The following is a 22,242-nucleotide window of genomic DNA, read 5'->3' as shown; positions in this document are numbered from 1 at the left end:
CCACTCAGCGAGACTTAAAATGTTCGTAATCGCGGCGTGTTACCGCAGGTATAGGGTTCTACATCAAGGTGACACAACAAAGAGTACGGACATTTTAAACTCGCCCTTCGGGAAGGCCTGGCAAGCTTCCTAGCTTCATTCTGGGAATTTGGAAGGAAACAGCCATTACTGCATTCCCACGCTTTGCTAGGAAACTTGCCAGTGCCATCTGGGTGGGCAATTATTTATGCGGACTGGTAATGATAGTAGAGCTATTCTGTCGCTTTCTCTCGCCTGATAAAAACTGCTCTATAAAAGCAGCTTAATTCACTTAGCGCTTTCGGCGTTATTCACTTTGCTAATGGCAAGCTGGTGCTCGATAGCTTTCGATAAGGCTGGCTGAAGGTTGAGATGCTTTTTGTTAATCACATGAATTAAGCTATGTTTTACCAGCGGAATATAATTAAAGCCAAGCTCCTCAAATACGTGTAAATCTGAAAAGTCACTCGGCGCAATGGCATAGCTAAAACGCTCTGACTTTATTAATTCTACAACGTGATAGAAGTCATCGAACTCATAGAAGTTTGCCGCAAGATCGCTTGGCTGCTTTTCAATGTTATAAAAAAAGCGAGTAGTTACTGCAATACCGGTATCAGGTTTATTAATTATGTCTTTGTTGCAGGGGACATCAGGCACGCACAGTAAAAACGATGCACCAATTGACAGCTGAGGTTCAATAGCAATCACGTTGCTATTATCTTTAATCACTACGTCATAGCGAATAACATCCGCGTCTGTCATGCCCTCATTAAGTAGTTTTAAGCCTCTCATGCCGCCTACTTTTTCAAAGGTCACACTAATACCTATTTGTTTGTACGCCCTTTCTATAAGGGGCTTATAAAATTTATTTACCTGTGGGTGGTTTATATAGCCAACAACAAAATGGGCATCATCGTGGTCGGCATATCCAGAGTTGGGAAATAGTGCGATGGCAGGGCCTAAAAGAGCCAGGCACACTGAAACGGCGCTTTTAGCGTAAGTCGTTTTAAAGGCACGTGCGGGCATTTAGTTTCTATGCTTATAAGGTTCATAATGTTAAGTAAGCGTAGAAAACAATCACATAATATTCCATTATTTTAAAAACAACTGTGCAATTAAGCATGTAAATGAAAAAGCCCTGACAAGTTGTCAGGGCTTTGTTTGTTAGCGTTTGAATATCCGTTAAATTAACAACGTAAATCAACGCAATATTCAATGTTGATGTTTATGCAGCGTTTTTGCCGCCATCAACTGCTTTCAATGTTTGTGACGCTGGCAGTAACTCTAGGTCGAACGTGTATTCATCAACACGTACAGCTAGCTTACGCTTCTCATTGTAGTCATGCAGTTTTGCTGCTTCTTCAGCGTTAATAACACCTTTTTCTTGAAGCTTATTAAGCGCATGCTCAAAAGAGATAAACGGAACCACAGGCTCTTTGCGAAGCGCTTTTTGCACTTTGCTAAGCAAGTGAGCAACGGCGTGTTTCGCTTTAAACGCTTGCTCGTTAATGTCGTTACCATCACCTGGAATTACACGTACTAGGTGGGTTAACTGGTCCTTCACACTGTTGTCTTGCATAGAAGCAAGTGACAATTCACGTACTAGGTCGTCGCTAATACCCTTAACACTGTTTGTGTAAGTGTTAGTTAACAAACGCATTAGGCCGCGCGTTGCTGTATTCGGGAAATTGTTGATAAAGTTAACAATCGCCTGATCAGCCTGCTGTAGAGACCACTGTATCGCGTACTCAAAGTACGGTAGTGCCAGCTTTCTGTCTTCAATGCGTTGCTCGTAGAAGCGAATTGCCGCCATCGCACCGTATAGATAACTCATTACGTCGCCTAAGCGAGCAGACAGAAGCTCTGCTTTCTTAAGGTCGCCGCCAAGCACAGCAAGAGACAAGTCAGCAAGTGGCGCTAGTTTTGCAGCAATGCTGTTCACACGCTTTTCATACTGACGTACTTCTGGCAACGCTGACTCAGACTCGCGTAGGAAAGGTAAGTAACCTTTACCTAAACTGCGGAACGCGTTTTTAACGCTAAATCCGATAGTTTTGCGAAGTACTTTGTTAAATTCTGCATCAGCAGAACTTTCGTTGCTGTGAATTAGGTCAACCATATCTTTAAGGTGTGGGTGACAACGCATTGCACCTTGACCGAAAATCATTAGGTTACGTGTAAGGATGTTGGCACCCTCAACCGTAATGGCAATAGGTAGCGCTGAATAGCCGCCTGCCAACGTGTTTTGAGGACCACGCTGAATGGCCTTACCTGCCTGTACGTCCATTGCCGAGTTTAATACATCACGACCTAGCTCGGTCATGTGATATTTAGCAATAGCAGTTACAACAGAAGGTTTAACACCTAGGCCCAAGCCTTCAGTAGTAAGAACACGCATAGACTCGAGCAGGAATGTTTTACCCGCGATGTCTGCCATCTTCTCTTGAATACCTTCAAAACGACCGATAGGTAAACCAAACTGTTCACGTACAAAAGAATACTCAACGGTGCCTTTAAACGCTGTTTGAGCACTCGCAACGCCCATCGCTGGTAGTGAAATACCGCGACCTGCACCTAAACAGCTCACCAACATCTGCCAACCGCGGCCAATGTTTTTCTGACCACCAATAACGAAATCCATTGGTATAAACACGTCTTGACCACGAGTCGTACCGTTGTAGAAACGAACGCCCATTGGGTCGTGACGATTACCTAACTCAACACCAGGGTGCGACTTAGGTAGCAATGCACAGGTAATACCGTGTTCAAATTTATCGCCAAGAAGTTGGTCTGGATCGAATACTTTAAATGCCAAGCCTAACACAGTTGCGATAGGCGCTAGAGTGATGTAACGCTTGTCCCAGCTTACGCGAAGGCCAAGAACTTCTTCACCGTTGTATTCACCTTTGGTGACGATTGCTGCATCTGGAATAGCGCCCGCATCTGAACCAGCCTCTGGGCTAGTTAGGGCGAAACATGGAATGTCACGACCGTCTGACAGACGAGGCAACCAGTATTCCTGCTGTGCTGTTGTACCGTAATGCATAAGCAGTTCGCCCGGACCTAACGAGTTAGGTACCATTACGGTTACTGCAATTGCGCCGCTTTTCGCTGCAATAGTAGCCACTATGGTAGAGTTTGCGTAAGGGCTAAACTCTAGTCCGCCGAATTTCTTCGGGATTATCATTGAGAAGAAACGATTCTTACCCAAGAAATCTATAATCTCTTGTGGGATATGCTTTTCGTTTCCAAGCTCAAAATCGTCAATCATGCCCAGTAGCTCTTGTACTGGGCCATCTAAGAAGGCTTGCTCATCCGCACTCAGTTTTGCCTGAGGGATGTCGCGAAGTGCCTGCATGTCGGGCTTACCCTGATAAATCGAAGATTCAATCCATACGTCACCCGCGTCCAGCGCTTCTTGCTCTGTCACTGAAATTGGGGGAAGCACTTTTTTTAAGCTAGTTCTAATACTCATGTTTACTCATCCGCTCATCTGACCAGTTGTATTGGTTAATACTACAACAAATTTACAAAAGATCAAAAAAATTCGTCGATTGAGAAGTTAAAATCCTGTAATGTCCATGTAAATCAAGAGGTTAGATGTTCAAACGCTCTTCACCTGACAGTTAATGTAACATCGATTAAATCTAGTCAGACGTTTGGGAGATAAGCGCAGTGTCTTAATGATGGTTAAAGGAGTACACTTTTATCAAAACAAATTATCAAAACAAATGCCAAGGAGTTGTGATGGCTCACAATTCAGAACAGTCGCCATTCTATTTAGCGCACCCAAAAGTATCCTTGCTCATTACCGCTATCGTGATGGTTGTTGCGTTAATTGGCGCGCAAAACCTTTATTTTAGAGGAGATTATAAAGTCTTCTTTGAAGAAAAAGACCCTCAGCGGCTAGCATTCGAAGAGATGCAGAATACCTTTAATAAGTCTGAGAATGTAGCGTTTATGATCGTACCCAAATCTGGGAATGTCTATAACACTCAAACACTCAACCTTGCTTTTGAACTAACGGAAGCTGCATGGCAGATGCCTTTTTCGACCCGGGTTGAGTCTGTATCAAACTATCAAAATACCTACGATCTAGACGGCGACCTAATTGTTGAAGACCTCATACTTGAGAAGATGAGAGCAGGGGAAGCAACTGCACACGTTCAAAAAGTAGTAGAGAGCACTCCTGAACTCATTGGTCGTCTTGCTTCTAGAGACGGAAGAGCACTGGTGGTGAACACCATTATTCAAATGCCCGATGGCGACCAAACTAGACATATACTGGATATTGCAAGTGCTGCTAAGTCATTGAAAGCCGACTTACTGGCGCGGTACCCTAGTCATGACATATACTTAACTGGCATTGTGATGATGAATGATGCGTTTGCAATTGCTGCAAGTCACGATGTTATGACGTTAATACCAGCGATGTTTCTTCTAATATTTGTTTCCATAGCAATTATTGTTCGCTCGCTTTGGTCTGCAATTTTTACGATGGCAGTGGTGAGTGTGTCTATCGCTATTACCATGGGAGTGACCGGCTGGTTCGGTGTGTTTTTAAGCACGGCCACAGTAAATGTCCCCACCGTTATTACCACCTTGGCCGTTGCAGATTGTATTCATGTAATCGTTGGTATGAGGTATTTCCAGCGAAAAGGGAGGTCGCCTCACGACGCTATTCTTGAAAGTGTAAAAGTGAATAAAAAGCCGATATTTATAACAAGTATCACTACTGCAATCGGCTTTCTTATGCTTAACTTTTCTGCCGTTCCCGTGCTTGCTCACTTAGGAAACATGACTGCCATTGGTGTAATGCTGGCATGCTTATTCTCGCTTACTGCGTTGCCGGCCATGTTATCACTAAGACCTCAGATACCCGACAATCGCTCTCAGAATGCATTGTTCACAAAATGGGGGCAGTTTGTAATTGTAAATCACAAATTAGCGCTTATCTTGTCCAGCGCAGTCATTCTGACCATAAGCCTGTTTGCACTTAACAACCGCTTAAACGATATTGCAGTAGAATATTTTGATGAGGGAAGTTCTTTTAGGCAAGCGGTAGAAGTAAACAATAAGATATTTGGTGGAATGTCCAATATAGACTTTGTTCTATTTACGGATATTCCCCATGGCATTACAAAGCATGAGTTTTTAGACGATGTTGAATCGTTTTCAGATTGGTTAGAAAAACGGGATGAAGTCAATCACGTATTGACGTTTACAGATACGCTGAAACGTTTGAATAAAAATATGAATGGCGACATTGAGAGTTTTTATGAAATTCCAAATGACTCTGAGCTAACGTCGCAGTACTTGCTTTTATATGAAATGTCACTGCCTTTTGGGTTAGATCTAGGAAACCAAATAGATATTGATAAGTCAGCGTTGCGAATAGTAGCTGTTACTCAAAATTTAGGCAGCAACGAGCTAACAAAGCTAGAAACCGAAGCAAAAGCATTTTTTCATACCTTAAATAGCAGTTATAGAATAGAGGCGGCGAGCCCGCCCCTCATGTTTGCTCATATCGGCGAGCGAAATATGTCTAATATGGTGTGGGGCAGTATATTTGCTTTAGTACTCATCTCTGGTCTTATCATATTTGCTTTGCGTTCTGTTAAGCTCGGTGTGGTTAGCTTATTTACTAATCTACTACCAGCGGCAGTGGGGTTTGGTATATGGGGAATGTTGTCAGGTGAAATTAATATGGCACTTTCCGTAGTGGTAAGTATGACAATGGGCATAATTGTAGACGATACCGTCCACTTTCTATCAAAATATCAAACTGCACGCATCCAAAACCAAAGTAACGAGCAAAGTATTCTTTTTGCTTTTGATTCCGTTGGCATGGCGTTAACGACCACCACTATAGTTTTGACGTTGGGCTTTGCCGTTCTTGCTTCCTCTAGTTTTATGCTTAATGCCCACATGGGCATGTTAACAATAATTATTATTATTGCAGCGCTGCTGGTTGATTTTATTTTTCTTCCTGCATTACTGGCTTGGTTGGGAAACAACGCGCATAATCGTAAAAGTAGAGCAAAATTAGCGCAAACTCAGAGAGGGTAGAATATGAGCGCCACATGGACAAAAGCGTTATTACTTATCACTTTCGCAATAACCCCACCTAGCACGTTATTAGCAAGCGATAGTACAAAAGCTATTGAAATTGCAACGGAGAGAAAAAAACGTGATTTAGGATGGGAAAGTTCAGAGGCCAGCGTCACAATGCTTCTTCGTAACGCCCAGGGACAAGAAGCAAAGCGGGCTCTTAGCATAAAATCTCTTGAAATTGACGGCGACGGCGATAAAGCCCTCACGGTATTCGACTCACCCCGCGATGTGAAAGGCACCGCATTTTTGAGTTTTTCTCACGCACTAGAGCCTGATGAGCAATGGATTTACTTACCCGCGTTGAAAAGAGTAAAAAGAATCTCTTCAAGAAATAAGAGCGGGCCATTCGTAGGAAGTGAGTTTGCGTTTGAAGATATGACGTCCTACGAAGTAGAGAAGTTTTCTTATGAGTACATTGGCGAAGAAGAGGTAAATGGCGAAGAGTGCTTTGTTATCAAGCAAGTCCCGCAATATGAATATTCAGGGTATACATCACAAAAAGTGTGGATAGATAAATCGCATTACCGAGTGCAAAAAATTGAATTTTACGACAAAAAAGAAACACTGCTTAAGGTTTTGCATTTGAAAGACTATCAGCTTTATGAAGATAAGTTTTGGCGACCTATGCGAAGTGAAATGCGAAATGTTCAAACTAGAAAGTCGACCTATTTGATCACGGAAAAAATAGATTTTAATACAGAGCTTTCAGACGGTGACTTTGATAAAAACAGGTTGAAAAGAGCGCGATGAAAAAAGGATGGGCGTGTTTTGCGCTATTTGTGGCTAGTAATAGTTATGCCGATATAGAAATTTCAGGCGTTGCGGGCTTAGAACAACGCTATTTTTTGCAAGATGCACTTTATGAAAATCAGGAGCGAAGCTACAGCTCTGCTTTTCTGATGCCCGAGCTATATAGTGAATGGAATGACGGTACAGACACGTTAGTAGTGAAACCATTTTATCGTATAGACCAACACGATAATGAAAGAACACATGGCGACATTAGAGAATTTCAATGGGCACATTACGCTGACTCTTGGGAAACAAGAGTAGGAATAGGAAAAGTGTTTTGGGGGCAAACAGAATCGTTGCACCTAGTCGATATCATTAATCAAACTGATACGGTAGAGCAGGTAGATGGCGAAGCTAAGCTTGGCCAACCTATGGTGAATTTTAACTATTTTTCCGACTTCGGTATGTTTTCTATCTATGCAATGCCCTACTTTCGAGAGCGGACGTTTCAGGGAGAAAATGGCAGGCTTAGGCCTCCAATCGCAATAGGTGAAGCACTGTACGAATCTGATGACGAAGAGCGAAATATGGATGTCGCTATCAGGTGGCAGTCTTCCATAGATGACTGGGAAGTAGGAGTTTCAGTCTTTTCGGGTACCACACGCGAGCCTGAACTTGTTACTGTTCCCAGCGAAGATGGTGAACCTGAGATTCTGCCTTTTTACGCCCAAATTGACCAAGTTGGCGTCGATCTTTTAAAGGTTTCTGGTGCTTGGCTACTTAAACTTGAATCTATTTATCGTTCTGGTCAAACTGAAAATTTTGCGGCATTAGTCACCGGATTTGAATATACTAAGCAGGGCGTGTTTGGTTCACGGTATGGATTGGGCTTTTTGGCCGAGTACCAATTTGATGAGCGAGAGGACAACTTTTTTGCCGTGGGTCAGAATGATTTAATGGCTGGGCTTCGGGTAATGGTTAATGATATTGCCGAAACCGAAATGCTGTTTGGTTTTGTGCAAGATTTAGAAGAAAAAGGAACCTATTCGGCCTTTGTAGAGGCGTCTAGTCGCTTAACGTCAAACTGGAGTTGGAAACTCAACGGTTATTTCTTCTCATCAGACGATATTGAAGATCCTTATTATTTTTTACGTAGAGACGATCACGTACAATTTTCACTAGAGTATTATTTTTGAGGTTTAGATGAAGCAGTATTTATGGATGGCGGGTGCATTATTAATGGGAACATTGGGTTGTTCGAACGCAGAAGCTGCACCTGAAAACTACGGTGTGATCACGGTAGGTTATACGGATTTTGAATTTAATGACGGGAGCGATCGCGAAGTCGCATACAGTGCAGCATATGGTCATAAAATACATCGCCAATGGTATGCTGAAGCGGGTTACATGAACTTATTCGATTACTCTGAAAGTAACGAGAATGGCAGTGTTGACGCGCAAAGTGAAGCCCTTTACCTAGCCGTTCTTGGAAAAGCGAGCAGCACTACTGGCGAACTTTTTTATAAACTTGGTGTAGCGAGAGTAGATGTTTCTGCCACTCTCTCTTGCGGTACAGATGCTGTGCCAGCAACCTGTGGTTACGACGAAGGTCTAGCTGCTGGGTTAGTTGGTTTGGGTTTCGACTATTATGTGTCACAAAATGCCATGATACGTTTTGAATATACATACCTCGGCGGTGAAGATAGCTTTTCTACCAACATGCTGAATTTAGGATTGCGCTATAACTTCAATTGATTGATTTTTCGAGCAATCCAAAGCAAGTCTAAACGAGTATTAATCTTAGGCGGTTATAAAAGGTTAAGAGGATACTAGAAAATGAAAAACGAATTAGACAGCAAGTTTTTACTCCAAGTGTTCGATAAAATTCGCCAGCACGGCGCAAAAGAAGGCGATGAGTATAAGCTGATGGGAATAACCGCGTTTACTGACCACGACGGATACACCTTGTTCATAGAAGACGTGAACGTAAAGCTGCAATTCGGCTTCCATAACAAGTACCATTTCGACTACGACTCGAGCGATCACTACGATGCTTTTGAGAAAAAGCTTAAAGAGATTGATAAAACTTACTAGAGCGCTACAAATTTAAAAAGCTCGCAATTTAAAGAGCTATCCAATTGAGTATTTAAATTTTGCGGTTGCGTAGGTGGGCTGTCTAATTAGGCTAGCCCACTAAGTATTAAACTACAATCAAACCTCAAACCTCCAAACACAAGACCTCCTCAGGCTTCTGTCCACTTCCATGTCTTCTCAATGCGTGCTTCGCATAGCTGAAAATAAATCCTTCTGGTACAATGCCAGCCTTTACATTTATGCAGAATTATACGGATAGTAACTTGGCTGCAGCAATTAAAGCTCCAGAATTTAAACTCTCTTTTCTTGGTCCTCGCTATTGGCCTGTGTGGTTAGCTGTAGGTATTTTGTATCTAATAACTTGGTTACCGCTACCAATCATCCGAAAATTGGGTGCCGGAGCGGGCAAGCTCATTGCGTTAATCGTGCCTAAAAGATCCAAGGTGGCTAAACGAAATATTGAGCTGTGGAATCCATCATTATCTGTTGATGAAGTGGAGAGTCTTTATCGTGAAAATATTCGTCGAACAGGTATGGCGCTTTTTGAAACTGCAATGGGGTGGTGGTGGCCTACTTGGCGAATACAGCGTGCGTTTGAAATTGAAGGTGCTGAACACATAGAAGCGGCTAGGGCAGCCGGAAAAGGTGTGTTTGGTATGGCGCTTCATAACATGAACGTTGAGTTTGCTTGTCGAGGTATCGGCTATTCCTATCCTAGCGTCGCTTTTTACCGAAAACATAACAACCCTCTTATAGATTATCTTCAGTATCATGGACGCAATCAGTCAAACAAATATATGATTGATAAGCGCAATGCAAAAGCACTGTTAGCTGCGATGGAAGATAAAGAACTATGCTTATATTTGCCGGATCAGGATTATGGCCCTAAACAGTCTATTTTTGTTCCTTTTGGTGGTGTAAAAGACACAGCAACTACCACGGCAACGTTAATGTTTATTCGTCGCTCTGAAAGTGTTCCTATGTTGATTACTTCGCAGTACACGAAAAAAGGCTACAAAATTAAGATTTTTCCGCCGTTGCTTGGCCTAGGTGAGATGGAAGACCATGACGCTTTAACCTTGCTTAATGAGCATATCGATAACGCAGTGAAAGAACAGCCGGAAAGTTATTTGTGGATGCACAAGCGATTTAAAACTCGCCCATCGAAGTCAACTCCTTCTCTCTATGATTAGCAGAATGTGCGGAATTTTTTTAAAGTTTAATAGTTTTATTAGGAATAAAGTTTAATGGCGCAAACAGGTTACTCAAGCACATCGTTTTGGGCTAAACAAATTACATTAGCGGTGGTGCTGGTATTGGCTGCTGGGGCCCTTATCTACTTTTTGCAAACTAAAGAGGCTTCGCCTGTTCCTGAAAGTGGCAAAGAGGAGCGCTCTGTTTCCAAAGGGCTCAGTGAGTTTTACAGCGAATTCAGAATGTCAGCGACAGATCCGTTAAAAGAAGAACAGGGCGATTTCGTGCTTGATACAGCGGGAGTAGACCCAGACCTCGACGGTACGCTAGAAAAAATGGCGAGTAAAACTCGCCCTGTAGATTCTAATTGGACGGGGGAGTACAAGTTTCGCAGCTTTAACGAGGGTAATACACTTCGAGAGGCTATTTCTCAGTATGCCCAAGATGAAGGCATGCAGTTAATTTGGAACTTGGAACAAGACTTTGTTATCAAGCATCAGTTTCAGTTAGATAACACCATAGCGGGTTCGCTAGCCAAGATAGCAAGCGCGATAGACAGTAGCTTTGAAGGTGAAGTTAAAGCCTACCTATGCGCCGAACAACGCTCTTTGGTAGTAACGGCAGAAGAAACCGACTTCCTTAAAAATCAGTGCGAGCAGGTGGATTAAAAAACAACATTTTCCAGTGTGTTTTAACCTGCTCTCGAATTTCATCCAATTCTTCTGTTTGGTCTGCAAATTTGGAATCAGCCAACGTTAGGTGATGATACTGTTCTCTTAGTTTCAAATACGCTTTTTGTAACCCCTTTGCGGTGCTTGATTCGATAATGCTGTTTTCTACTGCACTTTCCAATATTCGAAGGTTATCGGTGTATTGGGTTAGACCTTTCGTGTCGTGAGAATAGGCTAGCACCCAGTACTGTGTCATAAACTCAATATCGGTAATGCCACCAACACATTGTTTTAAATCTACCTTTTGCTGAGTTTTAGACAGTAAGTGATCACGCATTTTTGTGCGCATTTTACATACATCGTCTGCCAGAGCTGCTTTGTCTCTTGGTTTTGTTAATATGCGCTTGCGTACGTCATTAAACTGATTGAGTAGGGAATGGTCTCCACAAATGGCTCTTGCTCGCACAAGCGCCTGATGCTCCCATGTCCAGGCCTCTTCATTTTGATACTTTTCAAAACCTGTTACATGACAGCATAGCAGGCCGGCATTGCCTGAAGGACGGAGCCTTAAATCGGTTTCGTACAACTGACCAAATAATGTTTTTGTGTTAAGCAAGTGCATAATGCGCTGGGCTAGCTTGATGTAAAACTGCTGGGCCTCAATTTGCTTTTTGCCGTTGGTAGTAATGCTACTTGGCGCGTTGTGCAAAAACACTAAATCTAAATCTGAGCCATAACCTAACTCATAACCGCCTAGCTTACCGTAACCAATTACGCCAAACCCTTTATCGGTTCCCTCTAAGTGAGAGGGCGTGCCGTAGCGTTCGCTCATTTGCATCCAGGCAGCACTGAGAATGTTTTCAAGTATCACTTCTGCCAGCACGGTAAGTTTGTCACTTACATTGGCAATAGGCAGAGAGTCACTAATATCGCTTGCCGCTATTCTTAACTGCTGACAAAGTTTAAACTGACGCCACGCATCCATGAGCAACTCAACATCGTCTTGTTCAATGCGCAACATGGTTTGTCTGAGGTCTTGCTCATACTCTCGCTTGCTGGTAACAATATCGGTATTTTGTTGCCCCAGATATAACGGCGTGAGAAGTTCATCAAGCAAAAGGGGAAAGCGCTTAATTTCTTGTGCTACCCAACCGCTTCGCTCACATAATTTAACCAGTTGTTTAAGTACATCTGGATTTTCTAGCAGCAAGTCGAGGTAAGTTGTACGGCCAGTTATAGCCTCTATAACACCTAATAAACGACTTAAAACCTGAACAGAGTTGTTTGGATGCTGAATAACCAATACATACAATATCTCGGGGAGAAGCTTACTCAGAGTATCCTCTCCACGTTGACCCATTCGATAATTTCGCTGAGTATCTTTAAATTCAACAAGGGTATCGAAAATGCCCATTGCCTCTTTACGAGAAAGATGGTCGCTAAATGCATCTACAAATTCATCGCTTTGAAGCTCTAATTGCCATGCGTCTAAGCAAGCACTAAATAATTCATCTTCTTCACTGTGCGTTTCATGAGACTCTTCCACAAGCTCGTTAAAGTGGCCGTGAATTTGCTCCATTGCTATGTTTAGCTTGGCTAAAAAGTCGTCGTAATGTTTAAAACCTAATACGTTAATGAGCGCTTGTTGCTCCCATTCGCTATCGGGCAGTGTTTGAGTTTGTTTATCTCGGCTTTGTTGCAGCGTATGTTCTATTTTGCGCAAAAATAAATAGTTCTCACTAAGTTGCTCTGTAACGCTACTTTCAACAATGCCTAGCTCGCTAAGGGCATTTAGAGTAGTAAGTAATGACTTACTTTGTAGCTTGGGCTCTCTTCCGCCGTGTATAAGTTGAAAGCTTTGCGCAAAAAACTCAACCTCCCTAATTCCACCGGCCCCCAGCTTAATATTATTGCTTAGCTTTCTGCGCCTGATTTCTGTTGCTATTAATTTTTTCATGTTGCGCAGCGCATCAAGCGTGGTGAAGTCTAAATAACGGCGAAAAGTAAAAGGCTTGAGTATGTCTTTAAGCGTTTGCGTATCGTTAGAACCATCATCATTAATAATGCGTGCTTTAACCATGGCAAACCGTTCCCAGTGTCGCCCTTGGTCTTGGTAGTAATCTTCCATGGCCGCAAAGTGCATGACTAACGGGCCAGAGTCTCCGAAGGGGCGTAAACGCATATCAACGCGATAAACTTGCCCGTGAGTGGTTACCTTATTGAGTGCTTGAATAAGCTTTTGGGCGAGCTTGGTAAAGAACTGCTGGTTTTCAATGCTCTTTCGTCCGCCTTGAGTGTCACCTTTTTCTGGGTAAGCAAATATCAAATCAATGTCGGAGGAGAAGTTTAGCTCCCTGCCTCCTAACTTGCCCATACCCAGTATGTACATTTGCAGCGGGCCATTTTCTCCCATGGGGCTACCATAGCGTTTGCATGCATCTTGGTATAGCCACTTGTAGGCAGCGGTTATAAGGCAATCAGCTAGCGCAGAAACTTGGGCCAAAGATACCGAGATAGTTTGTAGGTTCAGCACATCGGCATAAGTAATTCGCGCCATTTCTTCATTTCTACATTGGCGCAGCGCAACTAATAGCTCGTCTTCTGTTTTAACATTATCCAACCATTCTAAGATACGCTGAGTGTAGAAATCTTCAGCGTTATTGTTGGGTGGGGCAGTAGTTACATTTTCAACACTCTTAAAAGATAAAGACGGTTGTGTAAGAAATTCTGCAAGAAACTCGGAGCTGGCGAGGGCGGTGAGAAGATTGTCCTTATTGCCTTCTAATAATGCAGTTAAATCGTTATTTTCGTTGTTGTTTTCTATTGAAGAAGTGCCACTATGTGACAACAATTGATGCCAGTGTTTTTCAGCTCTTTCAACGTTTGTCATGCTATTTTGTTCGTCTCTTGGCATAATACTCGCATCAACCTTAGGTCAAAATTTATAAATACTCACTTTATCGCGCGTTGAGACCGTGTATTTGAATCATGCAACGCCATATTTAATTACAAACATACACGGTTTGATTGTCAGTCAGCAATACGCAGAAAAATAAAGTGCAAGGAGCAAAGATAGCGTGGAAGCGTTAGTAAAACTAGTACCCTTAACTCGAGAGCTGTTGATTTATCTTGCTATGGATGTAGGCATTGCTCTCGCCTTACTTATGATCATGAAATGGTTAACCGGCGCATTCCGGCGCTTCTCAGTAACTGATGAGCTAGGAGTAAAAGATAACTTTGCATTCGGCATCAGTATTGCCGGGGGCATGCTGTCACTGTGTATTGTACTAAGTTCAGTAGTGGGCCGGCATGTCGGTATGGGTTACCAAGAAGCCGCCATTGGCATGGTTACCTTCGGATTGATAGGTATAGTGCTGGTGAAATTTGGCCGTTTTGCCCACGACAAACTAGTGCTTAATAAAGTCGATACCCCTGAAATGATTGCAGAGCGCAGTGTAAGTGTTGCTCTTGTCGACGCTGCAAGTTTGGTAGCAAGTGCCATCGTGCTTCGCAATATCATGCTGTGGGTAGATGGTAGCGATATGAATGCAATCATCGCCATTGTCACCGGTTTCGCGGTGGTGCTGACCATGTTACTCGTGATGACCCGCATTCTTGAATACAGGTATGCCAGAGATAATCAAAATGATTCGTTCCAAGGGGCTTTAGAAGGTGGGCAAATCGCTTTAGCGGTAGAGCACGCAGGTAATTTGTTAGGCACTGCCATGATAGTCTCTGCGGCAAAAAACTTACTAGTTTACGAGCCTTCGGGCTATGTAAGTAACGTCACTGGCTGGTTAATAGTGAGTGTAGGTTTAACAATTGCGCTTCATCTTTTAGTGTTGGTAAACAAGAAAATTATACTCTATGGCATGAACTTTCGTCAGGAAGTAGACCAGCAGCACAACATTGGTGTGGCAGCCCTTGGCTTTACGCTAAGTATTGGTAACGCAATGATTATAAATGCTGTACTTGGCGGATAGCGCGAAGAGTAGAAGAGGGGCTTGGCTCTTCAGTGCTAGTAAGGGTTAACAAGCCTGTTTGAATAATTTTATTCTTTTGTACTCTACTTAGCTTTTTAATACGGCACTCCAATTTGGCGGCATCGGATTTACTGTTTAATTCAAAAATTGCCCTAAAGGCTAGCGGGCTTTTGCCCTTTAATGCCTTTGCGCCGCCAGGTTTTTCACCTCGATGCTGTGCAATTCTGCGAGCGGGATCCGTAGTAATACCTGTGTAAAGTTGCCCTAGCTTATTTTCTATTAAATACAAAAACCATCTACCCTCTTTATTCACCTCATTTACATCAGGCTCTTCGTGGGTTTTCACGTTAGTTTTGCATGGCTTATCAGACCGACTTGAATCAACGGTTTTACTTCGCTGGTGGGTATTGGTGAACTTGCCTGTTATACTTGTTGTTTCTTTTTCCACAATTTTTTTCAAAATCGAAAGGGTTGTTTTGCCATGATATTACCAGATTTTAGTAAAGCTAATGTGCTTATTGTCGGCGACCTTATGTTAGACAGATACTACAGTGGTGGTACAGGGCGAATATCTCCCGAAGCGCCCGTACCTGTAGTTAACGTTAACAAAACTGAGGATCGCCCCGGAGGCGCAGCGAACGTAGCGGTAAACGTGGCTACCCTGGGTGCAAAAGTGACGCTATTAGGCATGTGTGGTAACGACGAAAATGCCAATATACTCAAAGACCGTCTGCATTCTCACGATATTAACTGTGAGTTTTTCCCAGTTGATGGCTTCGACACCATTACTAAATTGCGAGTGATGAGCAGAAACCAACAGTTGCTGCGTTTAGATTTTGAAAAAAGTTTTTCGGATACTGATAAATCTGATTTAGAACAAGCTTTTGATGATGCCCTAGATGTTTGCGATATCGTTATTTTAAGCGATTACGCAAAAGGGTGTTTAAGTAATCCTCAAGCACTGATTAAAAAAGCATTGGCTAAAGGAAAGCGTGTAGTTGTTGACCCTAAAGGGAGCGACTTTGCTAAATATTCAGGCGCAACATTAATTACACCGAATATGGATGAACTGCAGGGGATCGTTGGTCCTGTGGTATCAGAACGGGAGTTGGTGGAAAAGGCGAGCCAGTTAAAAGACGAACTAAAGCTAGGTGCACTGCTTATTACCCGCTCTGAGGAGGGCATGACGCTTTTTGAAGGGGATAATACTGAATTTCATTTGCCTGCAAAAGCCAAAGAAGTGTATGACGTTACTGGTGCTGGCGATACTGTAGTATCTACCATTGCGGTGGGAATGGCATGTAAGCTCCCTCTTCAAGCCTCATGCGTGTTAGCTAATTTGGCCGCGAGTGTTGTGGTGGGCAAGCTAGGCACATCTACAGTGTCGAATACCGAGCTAGCGTTAGCCCTAGGCGAAGAGTCTGTTCACCTAGATGGCGGCGTAATGAACGAAGACCAATTAGCAATTGCTGTAGAAGCAGCGAAGGCCCGTGGTGAGCGAATTGTTATGACCAATGGCTGCTTCGATATTCTGCACGCTGGACACGTGGCTTATCTCGAAGAAGCATCTCAGTTGGGCGATAGGCTGATTGTTGCTGTGAACACAGATACTTCGGTAACTAAACTAAAAGGCCCTGGCAGACCGGTAAATAATGAAAGCCGAAGAATGGCTGTGCTCGCAGGGTTAAGTGCAGTAGATTGGGTTGTACCTTTTAGTGAAGACACGCCACAGCGTATTATTTCACGCCTATTACCCGATGTATTGGTTAAGGGCGGCGATTACAGTGTTGGCCAAATAGCCGGTGGCACAGAAGTTATGGAAAACGGTGGCGAGGTAAAAGTGCTCAGCTTTGCTGATGGGGTTTCTACTACCGGAATTATTGAGCGAATAACTAAAAATAAGCTGGGCTAGGCCAATCAAAAAGTGTTGTAATAAACACTCAACAGCTAGCTTATCTTAAACGCTAATTTCAAGCGAATTGCAGCCTTAAATAGGCTGCAATGTGTTTTATTAACGGAACAACTACTCGGTATTTTGCATGTACGAAAGTTACTACGGACTTAACTCGAAACCGTTTCAGCTAACACCTGACCCCGCGTTTTTCTTTGCCAGTAAGTGGCACAAGCGCGCTATGTCATATCTTCAATACGGTTTATCGCAGGCAGAAGGTTTTATTGTCATAACCGGTGGTATCGGCACAGGAAAAACAACCGTAGCAAATAGCCTGCTTGAAGAGATTGAAGATGATATCGCCGCTGCGCAAATTGTTACACCTAAGCTTTCGCCCGATGAATTAGTGAAAATGGTGGCGTCTAAGTTCGATATCGCCACCGAAGGTAGAAGCAAAGCCGATATTTTAAAGGCGTTAGAAATATTCCTCTTTGAATTAAACAGGGCAGGGCGCCGAGCATTGCTTCTTGTCGACGAGGCGCAAAACTTGCCGTTAGAGTCTATCGAAGAACTGCGGATGCTAAGTAACTTTCAATTTAACGGAAAGCCGCTTATCCAGAGCTTTTTATTGGGGCAAGAAGAGCTACAGCCTATTTTACGAGCGCCTAATATGGAGCAGTTTAGGCAGCGTATTGTGGCGTCGTGTCATCTTGCTCCACTTACCATTGAAGAGTGTAGAGAGTATATAGAGTATCGATTGCATCATGCTGGTTGGAACGGCTCACAGCTTTTCTCAGATGACGCGTATGAGCGCATTCATATGTTTACCCGAGGCATTCCTCGCAAGGTAAACACGCTGATGGATAGAATAATGCTTTACGGGTTCTTGGAAGAGCTAGAAACGTTCAATGCGGAATCGGTAGACGAAGTCATCGAAGAGGTTAAATCTGAAATGTTTGAGCCCGATAAAACCGGTGCTGAGGTGACTGAGCACATGGGGTTTGCAGACAGCCCAGAAAGCAAAACCATCATGACGCCAAAAGGCAATGTTATCCGCGATACAAAATACTACCTGGATATGCTGGCAGAATTAGTAGACGCGCTAGATGACGCCATATCGCAAAAAGTCAAAATGACTCAGTATGTTGATAAGCTGATGAAGAAGAAGTTTAAGACGTATGTGCGGTTGAAGAGTGATGATGGGAAAGAGTAATAGCGATATTACTCTTTTGAAATCCATCTTATTTAACACTGCGAGTAAGCGAAATATTTAGCTTATAGTTAAAAAAGACACAGCAGATTTACTCAAATACATAGGTAACACCTAGCGTTAAGCGTCTATCGGTAAAGTTAGCACCAAAAAAGCCGTTGCCAATTCCAACGCCGCCACCACCGTTTAGCAGGTCTCCACTTCTATCAACATAGTTTAAGTCTGCGTTTACAGTAAGCGACCTACCGAAGGTTCTTTCTAGACCAAGTGAAGCATTCCAGTTTTCACTGTCACCTCCTTCAAAAGTATCGGAGCGTTGGGTTATGTCTGCATAGTTTACGCTGGCATTAATATTGGTGTAGCTGCCTAGCTGGTAGGCAAGAGTGGAGCCAACGGAATAAGTGCGAGTTAGCCTGTCTTGATCAATAGCATCGTCTTCTGAATATCGAAAAGACATACCAACCGTTACCCGAGAAAAGTCATATCCCATCTGAAAGTTACTGGCTTTTCGAATAATGATGTCGTCGTTAAATTCTAAGTTTTGGGTAGTAATTTGAACAAACTGTTCATCTGCGTTTGGCACATAACTTAAGCTGTTGGGTTGGAAACAACTAGCAATTGAACCAGAGTTAGCAGGGCATACAAACACCCCTAAATTTTCAGGGTTAGCCAACAACCGAGATACGTTGGTTACATCTTCTGAATATCCAAACGCGGTACGAAAATATTTTGAGTTGTAGCTGATGTTTGCCGACGCAGTTTCACCGAAAAAGCGCCTGCCGTAAGTAGCACTCACTTGCGTGCGGGAACTCAATGCCCACTGCATATCGAGACCTATGAATGTTTCATTGTCGTCTTCTTCTAAGTCTGAGTTAGTGGTGTTGGCCGTTACAGAAATAAAGCGATTTTGACTCTGCCGGTACGTAATACCAGCTCCGTAAGAATCAAATTTACGCACGAGGCTTGAAGTGTCTGTTCGTGCTGATATCTGGTTACCTTCGTGATTTGCAGTAACTCTGACAGCCCAGTTTTGTAAAAAGTGAATATCAGCAAACCCAGAGGCGTTACGTGAAATAAACTCTCCCTGATTTGCTTGCGCCCTATCGGTGTTTTGAAAACCGCCGGTTAGGTTCCAAATAAAGTATTTGGCTTCATCACCGTTCGTTAAAGTGCCGGACAATTGATAAGTGTCGTTATTTAATGCAAACCCGTTGTTCAACGCATTGCGTTCAGAAGCAACATCTGAATATGATGCTTGCCCAGTACCGCGGATCCAATCGCCTTGAGATATAGTGGTTGACACTCCAAGTCTATTCGAGCGAGTTTTTGCTAGGGCATCTGCATTTGTAAAAAAATCAGACACTAAAAAGTTACCAGCCTGTGCATTTTGGTAATTTAGCGCTCCTGATGCTTGAAAAACTAACAACTCATCAAATGGTGCCCAGTTAGCGGAGTAGCTGTATTCGCCATAGGTATCTTCGCGACTTAAGTCGTTTTGATCACGTTCTAAATGCGTAAGCTTTCCCTGCCAAAGGCCGTTAAACGTGCGCGACTGGTAAGACGCATTTACGCTCGGGTTTATCGACAGAGTTGTAAAAGAAAAGTTTCCATTTTCTTGTGACTGAACGTCTTGAAACACGCTTTCGGCAAAGGCCGTTGCCGTTACCTCTAAGTTGGCAGTGGCGTTGCCACTAAAGGCAAGGGCTACTGCAGACGATAGAGTAGCCGCCACAAGTTTAACTGGGCGCGTGTTAATTGGTTCGCTCGGCATAATAATATCCATAATATCCGCTTCCATCAGTGTCATTATGCACAGACTTATTAACCACAAAGCCAATGGCCATATCGGGATTCAGCCGCTCGACAGACAGCTTTATATCTGCCATTTTGGCTCGGCCTTCTTCAACTACTACTACCGCTTGCCCAGCAAAATTTGCAAGTATGGCACTTTCATTTATACCGATTAAGGGGGGGGTATCGAAGATTACAACTCTGTCGGGGTACCGATTGGCAAATTCGTCAACAGTGTCATGCATTTTTTGGCTTGCTAATAGTTCAGTAGACAAGTGATGAGATCGACCTGCCGGAATAATTTTTAACTTATCAATGTTAGTTGAATAAAGTACGTCAGACACGTCCTCTACATCACCCTTCAAGTACTCCATTAACCCCTGTCTATTTTCAAGGCCTAAGGTGCGAAGCACATTGGGTTTAAGTACGTCAGCATCTACCAGCAATACGGTTTTATCTTGCTCTGAGGCGATACTCATAGCAAGGTTAGTAGCAGTAAAAGTTTTGCCTTCAGAAGGCCTGCTGCTTGTAACCATAATAATATTGGGGTTGTGCAGAGTTTTAGAGAGCGCCCCAAAGGCATTTGCCAGTAGTTTACGTTTTATTTCGCGATACTCTTCGTTTATCTGCTTCCGCTCACCGTTTAATGAAATATGACCGTTTCTATCCAAACGCTCGAAATCTATATTAAATCCATATTCCTCAGAGGCTATTTTGCTGGTTTTTTCAAAATTATCAGTCTTGCTCGTTTGGCCTTTGACACTATTGTCGTCTTGAATATCTTCAGGGTTTGTAGTTCCCTTACTAGATGAGTGTGAAGTTTCACTCGATAGCACGCTTTTCGCTTCTACAGGCACGTCTCTCGAAACGTCAATTTCTTCAGCGCTTTTGGCTTTTTCAAGTTCGGCAGCTTTGCTTTGCTTCTGTTTTTGAAGTGCCTTCTCAATCGTATTTTTCATTAAATCAGGCCTCCAATTAAATCAATGTTCATCACTTCTGCGGCTATCAAAATACTATACATGGCTAAAATCGCGCCGCTCGACATCAGAAACACGATAAGGCGTGTACGGTTAACTTTCTTAATCTGCGCTATGTTTAGGTGAGTAACAGTTCCCCAAATGGGGTAATCCGACACAGACAACAATTGCTTGGGCCTTATTAAAACCGGGCTTAGTTGACTGATTAAGAAGGCCACGCCAATACCTGAGCCGAAGCCAACAAGCAGAACTGCAGTATAAAATATCAATCTATTAGGGCCTGATGGCCTTTTAGGTAACAGCGGAGGCTCTATTATTCTAAACTGCAAATCTTCTGAAGACACATCAGCACGTCTAGATAAGTCGGCAGACTCCTTTCTTGATAAAAGTTCTTGATATTTCTGCTGGGTAACACTGTAGTCGCGATTAAGTGCAGTCGACTCTGCTTCTATTTGAGGAATTAAATCAACTTTGCTCTCAAGCTCTATAATTTTGCTTTCTAAATCAGACTCTTTTACGCGTAACGATGCTATCTGACTTTCTAGCCTGCTCGCTTCAAGCTTAATCTCTCTATTGAGTTCCGTTAAAGGTTGGCTTCCATCTTCATCCGATTGGCTAAGAAATGCTTTAATTTCTTTTTCCCTTGCATCTTCCAAACTATCAAGTAGCGCCTTCGTTTCCACTACATCTGGATGAAGATCTGTAAATCTAAGTGTAAGCCTGTCTAACTCCTCTTCAAGGGCTCTAATACGTTCGTCGTATCTCGTTCTTAGTACAGGCTCGTCTTGGTTAGTGACATCAAAGTTATCTGTTTGTTTAGCGCTAGTAATCTGTTGCTTTAAAGATGCAGCTTGCTGCTGTGTTTGTTTAATCTGCAGTTGAGTAGTTTCAAGCTCAGTATTCAAGCCCTGTAGTCTTGAATAATAAGTACCAGCTAATGGCAGTATGTCATTATACTGTCTCTTGAAGCTTGCTAATCGCTGCTCTGCTTCACTTAATCTAGACTCATACTCAGCAATTTGCTCGTCTAAAAAGCGACCTGCAGTATCTGTGTCTCTTCGGCTATTACCCAACGAACCTTCAACGAACAAATCCAGCGTCTCTTGCACTACGCGTTGGGCTACAACGGGCTTTTCGTTTGAATACGAAATATTGTAAATATTACTGCGCCCGGTAGATGAAAGGCTAATATTCTTTGTTAGCGAAGTAACGAGGTCCTCAAATTCACTTTCCGTAGCGGTAGTAATATCTAGATCGCTCTCGCGGGCTATTTTTTCAACATTACTCCTGCTCAGCAGTGTTTTTGCCATCATTTGAATTTCTTGATCGGGATTAGTTTGTATAGCAAGACCTCTAAGCAAAGGCTGCAAAACTGAACGAGTATCTACAAATACTTGGGCCTTAGACTGATATGTGTCGGGAAGAGTGGCGACATAAAAAAAGCCGATAGGACATATCAGCCACGAAAATATAATAACGTAACGCTTTTTTATCCAAACCCCTTTTACGTAATCGAGTATTTGGGTTAGCGTTTGTTGTAAATCCTGCATTTTATAATTTGTTCCGT

General features: G+C 43.0%; 17 protein-coding genes. 10 read left to right on the top strand and 7 right to left on the bottom strand.

Translation table 11 applies throughout. The features are described 5' to 3' along the window. Positions 1–306: 306 nt before the first annotated feature. Positions 307–1,044, bottom strand: coding sequence for a hypothetical protein (locus tag CW735_RS13930; RefSeq protein ID WP_100972728.1), 738 nt, complete (start codon positions 1,042–1,044; stop codon positions 307–309). Between the two features lie 199 nt (positions 1,045–1,243). Next, positions 1,244–3,493: an acyl-CoA dehydrogenase gene (locus CW735_RS13925; RefSeq protein ID WP_071980241.1), complete on the bottom strand. Its 2,250-nt coding sequence runs from the start codon at positions 3,491–3,493 to the stop codon at positions 1,244–1,246. 272 nt (positions 3,494–3,765) lie between these two features. Between CW735_RS13925 and CW735_RS13920 the strand changes: the two genes are divergently transcribed. From CW735_RS13920 to CW735_RS13890, 7 genes are all read left to right on the top strand, one after another. Further along, entirely contained in the window at positions 3,766–6,087 is a 2,322-nt protein-coding gene (locus CW735_RS13920) for an efflux RND transporter permease subunit (RefSeq protein WP_100972726.1), read from the top strand. 3 nt (positions 6,088–6,090) lie between these two features. After that, a complete protein-coding gene (locus CW735_RS13915; RefSeq protein ID WP_100972724.1) occupies positions 6,091–6,882 on the top strand; it encodes an outer membrane lipoprotein-sorting protein in 792 nt (263 codons plus the stop codon). After that, a complete protein-coding gene (locus tag CW735_RS13910) occupies positions 6,879–8,060 on the top strand; it encodes a hypothetical protein (RefSeq protein WP_100972722.1) in 1,182 nt (393 codons plus the stop codon). Before CW735_RS13915 ends, CW735_RS13910 begins: the two co-directional genes overlap by 4 nt. Before the next feature lie 7 nt (positions 8,061–8,067). Continuing rightward, on the top strand, positions 8,068–8,619 hold the full coding sequence (locus CW735_RS13905; RefSeq protein WP_100972720.1) for an outer membrane beta-barrel protein: 552 nt from the start codon (positions 8,068–8,070) through the stop codon (positions 8,617–8,619). Between the two features lie 81 nt (positions 8,620–8,700). Beyond that, positions 8,701–8,958: a DUF3081 domain-containing protein gene (locus tag CW735_RS13900; protein WP_100972718.1), complete on the top strand. Its 258-nt coding sequence runs from the start codon at positions 8,701–8,703 to the stop codon at positions 8,956–8,958. A 263-nt stretch (positions 8,959–9,221) separates the two neighbouring features. Then, positions 9,222–10,151: an LpxL/LpxP family Kdo(2)-lipid IV(A) lauroyl/palmitoleoyl acyltransferase gene (gene lpxL / locus CW735_RS13895; RefSeq protein ID WP_100973275.1), complete on the top strand. Its 930-nt coding sequence runs from the start codon at positions 9,222–9,224 to the stop codon at positions 10,149–10,151. Between the two features lie 54 nt (positions 10,152–10,205). Further along, entirely contained in the window at positions 10,206–10,820 is a 615-nt protein-coding gene (locus CW735_RS13890; RefSeq protein ID WP_100972716.1) for a TcpQ domain-containing protein, read from the top strand. Here CW735_RS13890 and glnE read toward each other — a convergent pair. Beyond that, entirely contained in the window at positions 10,792–13,737 is a 2,946-nt protein-coding gene (gene glnE / locus CW735_RS13885; protein ID WP_100972713.1) for a bifunctional [glutamate--ammonia ligase]-adenylyl-L-tyrosine phosphorylase/[glutamate--ammonia-ligase] adenylyltransferase, read from the bottom strand. The two genes, CW735_RS13890 and glnE, sit on opposite strands and share 29 nt — an antisense overlap. Before the next feature lie 163 nt (positions 13,738–13,900). On the opposite strand from glnE, the gene CW735_RS13880 reads away from it, so the two are divergent. After that, positions 13,901–14,806 carry a DUF350 domain-containing protein gene (locus CW735_RS13880; RefSeq protein ID WP_100972711.1) on the top strand — a complete coding sequence of 302 codons (906 nt, stop codon included), beginning with the start codon at positions 13,901–13,903 and terminating at the stop codon, positions 14,804–14,806. On the opposite strand, the gene CW735_RS13875 is transcribed toward CW735_RS13880, so the two are convergent. Beyond that, positions 14,781–15,254, bottom strand: coding sequence for a GIY-YIG nuclease family protein (locus CW735_RS13875; RefSeq protein ID WP_232368290.1), 474 nt, complete (start codon positions 15,252–15,254; stop codon positions 14,781–14,783). The two genes, CW735_RS13880 and CW735_RS13875, sit on opposite strands and share 26 nt — an antisense overlap. 33 nt (positions 15,255–15,287) lie before the next feature. Between CW735_RS13875 and hldE the strand changes: the two genes are divergently transcribed. After that, positions 15,288–16,718, top strand: a complete 1,431-nt coding sequence (gene hldE / locus CW735_RS13870; protein WP_100972709.1) for a bifunctional D-glycero-beta-D-manno-heptose-7-phosphate kinase/D-glycero-beta-D-manno-heptose 1-phosphate adenylyltransferase HldE — start codon at positions 15,288–15,290, stop codon at positions 16,716–16,718. Positions 16,719–16,845: 127 nt separating this feature from the next. Next, on the top strand, positions 16,846–17,910 hold the full coding sequence (locus CW735_RS13865; protein ID WP_100972707.1) for an XrtA/PEP-CTERM system-associated ATPase: 1,065 nt from the start codon (positions 16,846–16,848) through the stop codon (positions 17,908–17,910). 88 nt (positions 17,911–17,998) lie between these two features. On the opposite strand, the gene CW735_RS13860 is transcribed toward CW735_RS13865, so the two are convergent. The 3 genes from CW735_RS13860 to CW735_RS13850 are packed head-to-tail and all read right to left on the bottom strand — an operon-like array spanning position 17,999 to position 22,225. Next, complete coding sequence (locus CW735_RS13860; RefSeq protein WP_232368289.1) at positions 17,999–19,690, bottom strand: TIGR03016 family PEP-CTERM system-associated outer membrane protein; 1,692 nt, start codon at positions 19,688–19,690, stop codon at positions 17,999–18,001. After that, on the bottom strand, positions 19,659–20,657 hold the full coding sequence (locus CW735_RS13855; protein ID WP_100972705.1) for an XrtA-associated tyrosine autokinase: 999 nt from the start codon (positions 20,655–20,657) through the stop codon (positions 19,659–19,661). The genes CW735_RS13860 and CW735_RS13855 overlap by 32 nt, the downstream gene beginning before the upstream one ends. After that, positions 20,657–22,225 (bottom strand): XrtA system polysaccharide chain length determinant, encoded by a 1,569-nt coding sequence (locus CW735_RS13850; RefSeq protein ID WP_100972703.1) that lies wholly within the window; start codon positions 22,223–22,225, stop codon positions 20,657–20,659. The genes CW735_RS13855 and CW735_RS13850 overlap by 1 nt, the downstream gene beginning before the upstream one ends. Positions 22,226–22,242 lie beyond the last annotated feature (17 nt).

The organism is Alteromonas sp. MB-3u-76, assembly GCF_002831605.1.
GTDB classification, from domain to species: domain Bacteria; phylum Pseudomonadota; class Gammaproteobacteria; order Enterobacterales; family Alteromonadaceae; genus Alteromonas; species Alteromonas hispanica.
The sequence above is the reverse complement of the archived record's forward strand: the minus strand, read 5'-3'. Positions and strand labels throughout refer to the sequence as shown.